Raw genomic sequence first — 13,588 nt, forward strand, 5'->3', positions numbered from 1 at the left:
AAAATTCAAAAGTAAACCTGCCTGCGGTAGGCAGGAAGTAAAAAAGCCTATTCTCCCACCGTTCATCACTCATCACCCATCATTCATCATTCTTTTTCAGCTTTCAGTCGAACGAACCTTTCTCACAACTCACAACTCACAACGGGCAACTCGCAACTCATCACTCATCATTCATCATTCATTACCACTTTAAACCGATAATCCCCCGATCCAATCTGAACGATCATGCGTCCTTGCTCCTTGCCTATTATTTTCCAGTCCGTGTCATTCATCATTTTTCCACTCTCATAAATAGATGCTCCGTCCTGAACGGGTAAGTAAATCGCGGCTCGCGTATTCGGCGGAATCTTTACTGCCAATTCAAACTGACCTTTCTCCTTTTTCCATGCTGAACGAATCAGGCCGTAGGGAGAGTCGTAGGTTCCTTCTGCACTGCGGACATCCCCGACTACCTCCGGTCGGATTTCGATTTGATTGAAAGCGATGCTTCCCTCTTGTTGTCTAATCCCTACTAAGCCACTGTAAAGCCATTCCATGAAATGACCTAGCATGAAATGATTATTGGAAACGGAGGGTAACGCTTGCCATGACTCGGTTAATGCGGTAGCACCTTTAGCCAGTTGATAGCCATAGCCGGGCACATCGGTACGACTGTTCATATCATAAATGACGTCTGACCGACCGGCTTGCTCCAAAACCCGGAGTACATAGCGATAACCAATATCTCCAGCTGTTAATGCGTTATTCCGATTCCGGATGTCTTGAATCAAATTATCCAAAACCGCTTTTCTATCGGAAGTGTCGACCAGCTCCATATAAAGTGCCATCGCATTTGCGGTCTGACTCCCGCTAGCATATTGTTTGGTATTGACATGGAAAAAGGTATCATTAAACGCTTTTTTAACCTCTTTCGCCTGTGATGCAAATGCCTCTTGATCCTTCGTTTCTCCGAGCTGCTCGGCAATTTTCACCAATAATCTTAAATCGTAATAATAAATAGCGGTTCCCGTAACGCCCATGGGCGTCAGTTGAGAAACGCCAGGTGGTTTTGGTCCAAGGTCATACCAATCGCCCAAGCCTTGTTTAAGGATATGGTTAGTTGCTTTCGTTTGCAAGTAGCCTATATAACGCTTCATCATCGGATAGGCCGTCTTCAACACTTCTTTGTTCCCATACCACTTGTATAAGTACCAGGGAAGAATAATGCTTGCACTTCCCCATTCAGGTGAATCGCGGAACATGTCGCCGCCCCAGTTGAATTCGACATATTCCGGGGCAATTTCAGGTATCAGACCATTTGGCAACTGCGACTTTCGCATATCTTCTATTATCTTTTGCAAAAGGGATTCAATGTCATAATTATAGTGCACTGAGGGCCCCATCAAATGGGTTTGTTCCAGCCAACCAAGTTTTTCGCGATGCGGACAATCAGTAAATACACTCATAATATTGCTTTTGATTGCCCAATCAATTAGCTGATGTGTGCGATTGAATAAATCGCTGGACGACTGAAAAGAACCAACCTGTTGAGCTGCATTGCGAACATGCAACCCTTGTAGACTGATGATTTGAGGCAGTTTTTCTCCTTCGGACTGATCTCTCGGTGTTGCACCGCGTACTTCTACATAACGGAAGCCATAATACGAAAAACGGGCTTGCCAACGTTCTTCATTTTCACCTTTTAAAATATAGGTAAAGTAATAGGGACCACCGCTTGCTTTTTGGGTAACGGCTCCTTCTTTCAATAGTTCGCCCGGATATATGCGAACGGTATCCCCACGATTTCCTTTCAATTTAATCTGCACAATACCGGAAGCATTCTGACCTAAATCATAAACCCAGTTTCCGGCACTTGTTTTTGTAATGGTCTTCGGATCAAATCGCTCCATGATCTTTAAGGGCTCTGTCATTTGGGGGTTGATTTCAGGAGGACCTCCCACTACAATGGCTTGCTTCCATGCGGTATCGTCAAAGCCTCTATCATCCCAGCCTTTCCGCTCTAAACGTGCATCGTAGTCTTCGCCACCATAGATACTGGAAAAGGTAATTGGACCCTTATCGGTCTTCCAAGTACGGTTACTGACAATATCCTCTTGGCTCCCGTCTGTATAACGCAACTGCAAACGACAAATCATCTTTGGATAACCAAAGGCTACCTTTTGTTTTCGGTATCTACCTTTTACGGGAGGAACATAATAAAAGCCATTTCCCAAAAGAACACCGATCGCATTTTCACCTTTCTTTAAAGTTTCGGTGACATCAAATGTTTCATACAGGGCTTCTTTATCATATTTAACCCACCCGGCATCTAAAAAATGGTCGCCTACTTTATCACCATTTATATGCACTTCAAAATGTCCCAGACCGCTAATAAATAAGGTTGCTTTTTCGATTGTCTTTTGAACCTGAAATGACTTCCTGAATAAGGGAAGCACATTATTATCCTGATACGTATCTTTTTTATCGGCCTTTGGCAAGGGATCCCGTCTTTCTTCCGGCAACTCCTCATAAGCAATCCATTGGCCACCCTTCCAGTCTTCTTTGGTGAAAAGTCCCATTTGCCAATAAGCAGGCTCCGACCATGTTGACTCATTGCCGTGATTATCCCACACTTTAACTTTCCAATAATAGCATTGAGTGGCCGACAACGGCTTTCCTTGGTATGGAACCTGAATACTTGTACCCCTCTCCACTTTTCCCGAATTCCAAACAATGTGCTTATCATCCGCCCAGCTGCCTTGCTGATCCGACACCAGTACCTGATAAGCTACTTGTTTTGTATTTCGTAACTGGCTTTCAAGTTTCCAACTTAACAAAGGTTGCAAATTTACGATGCCCCTCGGATTGCTTTTAGACTCCACGCGTAGGCCTGTTGCCTTCCAGTCAGCGGCAAAGTTATTTCCCCAACAATGAAACAACACACATAATATAATGATAATCCTACCCATTTTTTAGTTTATAAACCTCGTTAGTACTCGTATAAAGCCTCAGGTTTATGGTTAGCCCTTGTTGCAAAGATAAATGGACTGGAATATATCCGCTTATAACAATTTTTCCTTGTATTGTAGGATATTATCTTTAAACGGCGATCTGGTTTTGAAATTGTAAATTTTTGTTTTTTACATAGTGTTCTTCTTGACTCGGGGAATTCGCCTCCATCTACATGTTAAAGGTGAAACCGACTAACGAGAGTTCACCGAAGATAATCCCTGGGTACCGCACTTGGATTTTTAGGAGGCACTGTTTAATTACTTGATTACCACACATCGGAAATAAAATAACGATATAAACTAGCAATACAATCGTTTCGAAGTTTATCCGGCGCATCTGGGTCCGTTGTATTGCAACCGTTGGTAATCACTACAAAACCATATTTTTTAGCAGGGTCGAAAAACATAGCACTGTATAAGCCGTAAGCGGATCCCGTATGCCCAAGCAAGGTTTTTCCCGGAAGGACTGTTTTTGTAGATAGTAAGGCTAATCCATAACCGCTACTTGGATCCAAAACCGTTTGCATGCGGCGAGAACTGGCCGCTGTGATGAGCTGTTTTCCTTTAAAAGTTCCATAATACATATGCATACCCATATATAGGGCCAAATCCCTAGCTGATATTTTCATCCCTCCTGTAGGAGAAAAAATCGGCGTACTTACTCCCATTTGATAAACAGCTATTTCTTTCCTTCTCGGAGCATAAGCATCAACAGCTAATTTGAATCCTGCCGTATCATATTCGTATAATTTAACAAAGCGGGTACTGTCTAAACCATCAACCCAATACCCTCCATACAAATTTAACGGATCAAGAATATGCGTCTTCACATATTGGTCAAACCGCTGTCCGGATATTTTTTCCAAAATAGTACCGGCAAGATTAAAGTTTAGATTACAATATTGATAGCCCTCTCCTGGTGCATAATCATGATAACATTTTTCCCATTCCGCATTTTTGTCCGGATTCAGCACATCCAAGGTAAAATAACCATTTTTATCACTCAAGCTGGAACGATGAGAAAGGATCATCTCTAAACTGATTTTCCTATCCGGAAAACGTGGGTTTCTCACCTTAAAACCAATAAGATTACTTACATCATCATCCAAGGATAATTTACCCGCTTCCACCAATTGCATTAAAGATGTCGCCGTAAATGATTTGGAAATGGAGGCAATACGGAAAATATCATGATTCCGGATTTTTTCTTTTGTAGTGAGGTCCTTAAAACCAAACGATTGGTTATACACGATTTTTTCACCTTTTAGCACTGCAACCGATAGGCCGACGGCTTCATACTTTGCCATTATTGCTTTTAGCTCTTTTGCTACTTGTTTTTTCTGAGCATTAGCCGACGGCAAGAGGCATAACGACAGGAGGAATAAAACGATTTTTTTCATCAATTGCTAAAATATGAAGATTGCGTCAACCTATTTATTACTGTCTACACTAACTTTTGTAAATTAAAAAAAATCGCTCAATATTGATGAAAAAATTGCATGAAGAACGTAGGTTATTGAATCCCTTCTCAGTACCGAAGCAGATGTTTATGCAGTATTACAGTACTTCTTTTGCATTAGATAGTCATTCAAACCGATCATTTTTCGTATATCGGATATCTTTCAAAATAACCGAGTCACCACCATCTGTTGCGATATGCTGATAAATTTTCTTGGCAGGGATATCGAAGTCAACCTTGGTAAAGGTAATATCTTGCGTATTTACCAGATGGACCATCGAATCTTGACTAATCAGCTTTGCATTTTCAATGGCAATATGCCTCGCATCTTTTATATCAAAAAGCTTTTCGGTCTTGGCTCTCACCTGACGAATTTCTACTTTTTCCAACGGAGCTTCCGGGATACCATCTATTCGAACAAAGTGTGAAGCATCTTCAACGATTAGATTACTGATCTGAATATCCCGAAAATGGGGCGTTAGTTCATTAAGCTCAACTTTCTGAGAACGATCGGCAGCCGCTCCTACATGGACTGCACTTCCTAACATATCCCACCGTAGCGCTGTTTCTCCAACACGTAAGCGAATACGATCATAGAACAACTGCTCTCCACCACCTCCTCTCGGTCTTCTTGTTTTAAAACGTATTCCATTTCCTTCGTTGTTAAAAACACAATCGTGTACATATAATTTACGGATCATACCGGCGGTTTCACTTCCAATGGTAATCCCGCCATGCCCCTTTTCTGCCAGACAATAGCGTACCACCACATTTTCGGTAGGCCTATTAACGCGCAATCCGTCCCAGCCTCTCCCTGCTTTCATCGCCAAGCAGTCGTCACCGGTCTGCAACGTGCAGTATTCGATTAGTACATTCTTCGACGATTCAACATCGATACCATCACCTCTTGGGATGCCAATCGAGTGAATGGTTACCCCTCTTATAATGACCCGATCGCAATATTGCGGCACAATATTCCAGAAGGCAGTGCGTTCAAGTCGGATTCCCTCAATAAGTACATCCCTGCAGTTAATAGGCGCGATAAACATGGGAGGAAAAATAAAACTTCCGTCCTTCCCGTCGTATATACGTTCGGCTACCGGTTTATCATGTGGAACAACATTTTCAATTACATCATGGGTCATAATTTGTTTCCGAACGGATCCTTCTGCAGGCCCTATGAGCCGTCCCTTACCCGTAATAGCAATGTTCTCTTGATTATTTGCATAAATACAGGCGCCTAAAGACATCACTTCCATACCTTCATTACGCGTGAAGACAACGGGTAAATAGTCTTTAATCTCTCCACTAAAATATAGCTCAGCACCCTCCTCAAGGTGCAAATTAACATGACTCTTCAAAGCAATACGCCCTGTTTTCCACTTGCCTTTTGGTATGCGTAGTGTTCCCCCTCCCGTAGCAGATAATTCATCGATACCCTGTTGAATAATAGCCGTTACTTGGGCACCTGCTTTAGCTCCTAAGTCCGCTATGTTTTTGGTTTGATCCGAAAAAACAGGCCGCTTCAGATTTTTCATGGGAAACGGTGCTTTTATCGGTGCAATTGTATCCGGCATACAAGCCGCTCCCACCTCCTGAGCGGTCGGAATGGTATGCAGCTGTTGTTCTTTTTTTTCTTTTCGGTTGTTACATGCCTGAAGCAAGCAGGCCAAGAGCAATAGACAGCTAACAAAAGACTGAACCGCACTCATGATGCTTGAAAAATTTTCTTCATATAACGTGTATTCGCACCGAAATTACCTCTTACATCACGCGGGTTATTGGCATCTCTGGATCGCTCTATTACTAGCCATCCCTTCCAGCCCATCTCCTCCAATGTTTTTTTCACTTCTATCATATTCAAGCGTTTATTGTTTTCGAGCCATACACCATCTTCATCCGTGCAATGTATTTGACAGATATAATCTTTTCCCAAGACTCGTAATTCTTGATGCAGATCACGTCCATTTTTTAAGGCGTTCGAAAAATTGAAATAGCTTCGGATATAGGTTGAACCGATATCATCCAAAAACTTCTTTTCTCCCGCAGCATCCAGCGCCGTCTCGATGCCAATCGTTACCTTTGCTTTAGCCGCCATTTTTCCGATAACTTTCAAACGCTCCACCAAGACTGGTCGCAGTTCCGGGTATTGAATCAAGTCGCACTGTATACCCAAAGGAAGGAAAGCAACCTTCACACGCATCGCTTTCATGGTATCGATGCAGTCTTGTACCATTTGTTGGTATGTAGCGCGCTTAGCCAGGGATTGTGCGTAAAAACCAGTCATAGCCAAGGAACATATTTCAATGTTCAGCGCTTTTAGTTTATCCAAGTAAGCCTTCCGCGTTGCCGGATCGGCTAGTTTATTATCAAATGTATCCCGATTACCTAAACCGCCCATATCAACCTCCACGCCATCCGCCCCCAATTCATGCGTTAAATCAAGTGCGCTGATTTTTTGCCTTTTCAGCATCATCAAATCTATTACGCCTATTTTATAAGGGTTTTTAGCGGAGGCATAGATTGTATTAGGTAATAAAGCTGTTCCCAAGGTCACCGCAGTGGCTTGGTGTAAAAATTTTCTTCGACTTATTCTTGATTCCATAAATCTGGATTTTACTGATAACAAAGTTGAAATATTAGGGTTAAGAGCATTTTGTTTGTCGCTTAATGGCAGCGACACCGCCAAATACTTTTTTTTCCGCAAAAAAAGTATTCAAAAAAACTCGTCGCTGCAAAATTTACAGGATCGTTAGTGCTTCCCATTGCACAATGTAAATTTTGGAGGCGACATTTTCGTATATCAAGGCATCTGCTTTTAACCAGAAGTATTAATCTTTTTCACAACACGGTATATTTGTTAGTCACTTATTTTTTATTAGGTATCTGCAAAACCCTCCGTTCTACTAAAATATCGCCTAGGAAATTTGCGGTTTGCAGGTTGAGGCACTACCATTGTAGCAAAGTTCCAAGCGATGAGTCTTTGGTTACTTTCTGCGGAAGAAAGTAACACAAATTAATTTCATTGAAACAACTTCTCTAAATTTTCATAACCTTTCAAGGCATTTACAGGAAGTTTTTCCCCATTCTCCCCAAATACATAAAGTGCCTTTTCATCTTCGATCGTACATTTACTTTCGTCGTAATTTCCCTGTTTATCTTTCACGGCTTTTTCATCCAAACCGAAATGCTTGATCATAAAATCATATACCGGCTTGCGCTTGGAAAAACCGAAATCATGTCCATCTTGCGGTAGATGTATATTCTCCACCAGTTCTCGCTTCCCATAATAACCGTATAGTTTTTGCAAATAAGGCAAATCATGCTCAGGCATATGGGCCGTCCAGTCCCCGCCATCGGATATAACAAGCTGTGGATTAGGTGCGGCCATAGCTGCAAGTTCCACATTATTCGTTCCACCACCACACAAATGGATCGGCATACCACTTTCACAAGGACATCCTCCATAGAAGTATGAGGACAGTGAAACGACAGGAATGCTTAATTTAATACGGGGATCAAGGGCTGCCATCAACACGGTTTGACTGCCACCGCCGGAGCCTCCGCAGATAGCTACCCGCGAAGTATCTGCATCGGGCAAGCTTAACAAATAATCGAGAATACGTACGGCTCCCAGTGTCTGTACGGTTTGCGACAAGCTCTTTCGGTGATCCTCGTATTTAAATTGTAAACCGGATTCGCCCCAACCGAACAAATCGTAACTGAAGGCCATCGCTCCCATTCTGGCCGTCATGGCAAAACGGATCTGTGCATCTTTGCGGAATCGATGGCCTTGCCAGTGTCCGTCCGGACTTAAAACAACGGGTATTTTTCCCCTTGCTTTCATTGGCCGATATAAGGATCCGTTCACATAGACTCCCGGTAATATTTCAAGGGCAATATTCTGAACCGTATAACCATCCATTTTCCGTACAGGTGTAACTATCGGTTTCGAGACAGGCTTAGCGGGTAATGGACTTAATTTTAATGCGTTCCATAATTCTTTCCTAAGGCTGTCTTTCCTTAATTCCCAACTTGCTTTGTCGTGATATCGAGCGGCCAGCGTATCCAGTTTCTCCCAACCTTCTTGCACAGGCCAACGGTAGTATTCGTAGGCCTTTAACTCATAAACACCTTCTTTTTCCTTGTTCACTTTTAAGTCCAAGGGCGCTAAGACCTGAGATAGGGTCTCATCTACCGTTGGTCTAAACCGCCATAAGGCATAGGTTAAGTTTCGATCTTTTACCTGATTTTCGTTGTATTTGATCTTGACACCGAAGCGAGCCTCAATTTGTTGCAGTACGTCTTTAAGCGGCATCCGGTATTGACGATCGCTGTCCTGCGCGCGAGTTGATCGCATAAAACATAGCTGACTTATTACCAGCGATATGAGTAGTATAAATGAAATTCGACCTGTCATTGTTAATCTTCCTCTTTCTTGTATTCTTCTAGTTTAGGAGCTGTATACCCCTTTACTTTCGGCCATTCTCCATTTTGAATAGGCAACAGTCTGAGTTTCTTTGGATCAACGACAACATGTTTTATTTTTTGTCGCCTCCAAGTATAAATAAAGTGCAGCAAACCATCTTTCGTTTGGATCACGGCGGGATAGGAATACTGGCTAATGGGAGAATCTTCCAGTATCAGGGCGGCCGACCAGCTCTTTCCGTCTTTTGATACCGATACGTTTAAAGGTGTCCTGGGGCCTTTTGCCAGATTTCCCGGAGGAAGTACATGGTTATAAACCAATACATGGCGACCGTCGGCCATCGTTACCGCATCGGTTCCTGAGTTATTATTCGGCAAGCTTGTTTTTTCGAGTGGCGACCAGGTTTCGCCGTTGTCGGTCGACCAGGATTGCACTAAAGCCCTATTGCGACTACGCGCAAGCAACTGTAAAGTGCGATTACCATGTACGAGGATACTTGGTTGGATCGCGTCAATACTATCCTTCGCGGCCAAGGGGCCAATTTTACGCCAAGTCTTCGCGAAATCCGGCGTCACTTCGAAATGGATTTTCCAGCCGTTACCTTCGGTACTGCTGGGGCAAAAAAGTTGTCCGTTATCGAGTAAGACGGGTTTATTTTTCACCGGACCGATATGGCCATTTGGTAGCTTTTCGGCAGTCGACCAGGTTTTTCCCCCATCTTTCGAGCGCTTTAGCATTCCCCACCACGCTGAGGGTTTAGGACCGATTTTATAAAACAAAAGTAAATCGCCGCCCGGAATTTGATAGAGCACAGGGTTCCACGTAGGTAAACGCTTACCATCTTCCTGTACACCATCAGCGGCCGAGATCGGAGCCGTCCAAGTGCCGTTTTCACAGCGGCAAACATAAATCTCCACATCGGGATGACGCTCCTTGGTCCCACCAAAAAAAGCTGCTACCAAACCGCTAGGCGTTTCTGCCATAGTTGCTGAATGGCACGATGGAAAAGCCGCCTTCTCATACAAAAACTCTTCTTTCAGGATGCCCTGTTTCCACGGCTGTTTTTCTTGAGCATGCAGGCCTATAAATACACCAAGCATAAGCAAGGTTAATAAACTAATCTTCATCTTTTTACCCATTATTTTTCTCCTTTGCTTTTTTCGCCTTTGCCGCATCGACATAGGCTTTAAATAGTTGACGCCAGTTCCGGCCATTTGCATTGAAATACTGTTCAATTTTGGTTTTGTAAATCTCGAAAACAGCAGATATCTGCTTCATACTTTTGTAATCCACCGCCTGCTCCCGTGCCTGCTCGAGGTTTTGCTTGATCACCTCCCGTTCTTTTGCTGTTAAATCGGGAACAATCGCTTCATAACCTTTTGTTGTAAAAGCCACTTTACCGATCGTGTATTTATCCAGAATAGTCGCTACCTGCTCTTCAGTCAAATCTTTTCGCAAACCGTCCATTAATTGTTGATGAACTTCTGTCGGCATGGCACTATCCGCAATGATTTGCCGATCGAGTTCACTTAACTTATTTCCCGTCGCGGGATTGATACCCGCCGGTACCTCCGTAAACGGGTGACTATTGTGCCAATCCCGTACGGCCTTTAGATGCCCGGATATCACCTGCACCACGCGTGCTTCTTTTGTTTTGTCGTGCAACTGCAAATTTTCGACCCATTCCTGTGCTTTCTTGAGCTGCTCGGCATCCGACTTTTCCAAACGCGCCGCATCATCTTGGCCATGACTCGCAAAGGCGAATAGCAACAAAGCAAACAGGAAACTTAAGGTTTTGATGTTTTTTAATTGTTTCATCTCTACAATTTATTTTTATTAGCTATCGGATTTCGGTTATCAGCAATCAGCTTTCAGTCACACAAACCTTTTTCACAACTCACAACGGGCAACTCATCATTCATCATTCATCACTCATCACTCATCACTCAACCAAGTCAACACTGAACTGATACGTTCCGGCTCCCACCTCAAATACACTATGGCTGTTTTCTTTTTTCACAAATCGAAGGCCTTCCAGACCTTCTATTCCTTCTCCATGTTCACGGATTTTTTCCTGATCTGCTGTTGGAAAATAAACCAGCGCGGTTGTATTGCCCGGTACTTCAACCGTCCATTGCAGTTTATCTTTTCCTTTTTTCCAGCTGCTCCGGATCTGTCCATATGCCGAACGATGGGCCCCTTCTACCTGCATGAGCGGGAGACTGAAATCGGGCTTCATAACAATTTGCTTGAAACCCGGTTTATTTGCTTTTATGCCAATTAAATGTTCATAATACCAGATCAGTAAATCACCCAATAGCATCACGTGGTTTTGGGAATTCATGGAAGGATTTGCGGTATCACCATTCCATAGTTCCCAAATCGTTGTTGCACCTTTTTCCACCATATATCCCCAGCTGGGGTAGCTGGTGTTTGTCGCCAACTGAAAGGCTAGGTCAGCACGCCCCTGATTGCTAAGTCCTCTCATTAAGTACTGCGTGCCAATGACACCCGTGCTGATATGTCCCTTGTTCTCCTTCGTAATTTTGGTAACGATATTTTCAAAAACCTGCTTTCGGTATTCATTTGGAACCATATCGAAATAAAGAGGAAGTAAATTTGCCGTCACCGTATTATTACTATACTGTCCTAAACTCTTGTTCAAATACTTTTGGTTAAAAGCTTCCTTTATATCCGCTGCTTTGGCCTCAAAGAATTGCTTATCAACCTCATTGTTTACAATATCCGCAAAGCCTTGCATCAGTCGCAACAGCTGATAATAGCTTGCCGAGGCCAATAACATGCCCTCCGTTTGACGTAATGGATCTTTGGAATGGATCAGCTCTTTGGATTCCGGTGGCACGCACCAATCACCATACTTATCCTTTGTGATCAATCCATTTTCTTCATAATTTTCCCACATATACTGTATCCATCGTTTCATGGATGGATAATGCTTCCTGATAGCATATACATCCCCATATTGTTGGTACAGCATATTGGCAACGGTCAAATAGGTTCCCGGCCAAGTTACATTATCACTGTAATAGCGCCAAAAAGCAGGTGCTACATCCGGAATACTTCCATCCGGCAGTTGAGCACCCTGAATATCGTCCAGCCATTTGGCATATAACTTCGCGTTATCAAACAAAAAACTCTCTCCATAACAACCTGTTGTACGGTCACCAAGCCAGGGCTGTCGTTCGTTCCGCTGAGGGCAGTCAACCGGCATGCCTTTGTAATTTCCCGCAATCCCCCACCATGCATTTTGGTAAATCGCATTCAAGATTGGCCGGTCGCTTGTAAAGCTGCCGGTAGTTGCCAAGGCATCATAAACAACTAAGCCTTGCAAATCGTCTAAGGTAGGTTCCCCCGGATAGCCGCTTATTTCTACGTATCGAAAGCCATGATAAACAAAGCGTGGTTCCCAATATTCCGTTCCTTCGCCACGTAAGGTGTATACATCCGTTACTTTCGCGTCTCTTAAATTAGCAACAAACAAGCTCCCATCTGCTTGAAGGGATTCGGCGAAACGCATCTTTACAGCCGTTCCGGAAGCGCCTTTTACCCGAATTTTCAGCCAACCGGTCATGTTCTGCCCCATATCGACGATATAAGTATTTTTATTAAGTAGACGAATCGTTTTCGGTCGCAAGGTATCCATTACTTGCATAGGTTCATTGAGTTGTGCACGAGGCATACCGCCTAGTTCCTGTACAAAAGACGCTTTGAGCCAAGTTTGATCGTCATACCCTACCTGATGCCAGCCAAGCAACTCTTTCCGTGCATCATATTCTTCACCATCGTATTCGTTGTTGGTTCTTATGGGCCCATCCGCCGTCACTTTCCACGTGTCGTCCGTGCTGATTGTTTCCTTCGTGCCGTCCTCATACCATATATCAAGATTCAAACGCATCTTTGGATAGCCGAACGTTTTTATTTTATATGGTTTATAGGCTTGCCGCATGGTGTAAAAACGACCATTGCCTAATATAACGCCAAGCGCATGCTTACCGCGCTGATTAAGGTATTGAGTTACATCAAAAGTATTGTATTTTACTTCCTTCGTATAGTCAGTAGGAGCTGGGGCTAGTACTTGTTTTCCTATCTTTTCACCATTTATATAAAGTTCATACAGGCCTAATCCTATGATATAAACCATTGCCCGTTTGACCTTTTTATCCGTTTGAAATTCCTTGCGGAAATAGCGCGCCGATAACCTGGAGAATTGATCTTCACGGTCCCAATCAAAGGATCGATCGAGACCAATCCATCTACCTTTCCAATCATTGTATCGCAAAAGACCGACAGTCCAATAAGCAGGTTCACTCCACCGAGTCTCTCCATCATCTGTCCAAATTTTCACCCGCCAATAACATTGATCGCGACTATTCAGTTTTTCTCCGTTATAGGGTACTTGTATACTACTATCACTTAACACCTTACCTGAATCCCATCGATCGGCGTATCCTTGTTTCAATAAATCCAAAGAAGACGCCACCTGTATCTGATAAGCTGTTTGCATCAGACCCCGTTTACTGCCGATTAGCTGCCAACTCAGTCGCGGAACCTCTTGATCAATCCCCAATGGATTAGTTAGCGATTCACAGCGTAGATCGCTTAACCGCACATCGGTCATCTCGGCAAAAACTGCCGGGAAAAACCATAAAGTACAGCAAATAAAAACCAATAAACGCTTGTTTCGCATCT

General features: G+C 43.3%; 8 protein-coding genes. All 8 read right to left on the reverse strand.

Annotated features, from left to right (window positions below; genetic code table 11):
- Window positions 1-167: 167 nt before the first annotated feature.
- The 8 genes from M1D52_RS19490 to M1D52_RS19525 all read right to left on the reverse strand — a co-directional run bounded on the left by M1D52_RS19490 (window position 168) and on the right by M1D52_RS19525 (window position 13,586).
- Entirely contained in the window at window positions 168-2,948 is a 2,781-nt protein-coding gene (locus tag M1D52_RS19490; protein WP_437393226.1) for a family 78 glycoside hydrolase catalytic domain, read from the reverse strand.
- 308 nt (window positions 2,949-3,256) lie between these two features.
- Window positions 3,257-4,390 (reverse strand): serine hydrolase domain-containing protein, encoded by a 1,134-nt coding sequence (locus M1D52_RS19495; RefSeq protein ID WP_437393225.1) that lies wholly within the window; start codon window positions 4,388-4,390, stop codon window positions 3,257-3,259.
- Window positions 4,391-4,574: 184 nt separating this feature from the next.
- Window positions 4,575-6,161 carry a glycoside hydrolase family 28 protein gene (locus tag M1D52_RS19500; protein WP_437393224.1) on the reverse strand — a complete coding sequence of 529 codons (1,587 nt, stop codon included), beginning with the start codon at window positions 6,159-6,161 and terminating at the stop codon, window positions 4,575-4,577.
- Window positions 6,158-7,054, reverse strand: a complete 897-nt coding sequence (locus tag M1D52_RS19505) for a sugar phosphate isomerase/epimerase family protein (RefSeq protein ID WP_437393223.1) — start codon at window positions 7,052-7,054, stop codon at window positions 6,158-6,160. The genes M1D52_RS19500 and M1D52_RS19505 overlap by 4 nt, the downstream gene beginning before the upstream one ends.
- A 417-nt stretch (window positions 7,055-7,471) precedes the next feature.
- Window positions 7,472-8,809, reverse strand: coding sequence for a DUF4974 domain-containing protein (locus M1D52_RS19510; RefSeq protein ID WP_437393222.1), 1,338 nt, complete (start codon window positions 8,807-8,809; stop codon window positions 7,472-7,474).
- A 62-nt stretch (window positions 8,810-8,871) separates the two neighbouring features.
- Window positions 8,872-10,005, reverse strand: coding sequence for a sialidase family protein (locus M1D52_RS19515; RefSeq protein WP_437393221.1), 1,134 nt, complete (start codon window positions 10,003-10,005; stop codon window positions 8,872-8,874).
- Window positions 10,006-10,009: 4 nt separating this feature from the next.
- A complete protein-coding gene (locus M1D52_RS19520) occupies window positions 10,010-10,696 on the reverse strand; it encodes a DUF3826 domain-containing protein (protein ID WP_437393220.1) in 687 nt (228 codons plus the stop codon).
- Window positions 10,697-10,820: 124 nt separating this feature from the next.
- Window positions 10,821-13,586, reverse strand: coding sequence for an alpha-L-rhamnosidase (locus M1D52_RS19525; RefSeq protein ID WP_437393219.1), 2,766 nt, complete (start codon window positions 13,584-13,586; stop codon window positions 10,821-10,823).
- Between the last annotated feature and the right edge of the window lie 2 nt (window positions 13,587-13,588).

It is taken from the genome of Olivibacter sp. SA151 (genome assembly GCF_054130995.1).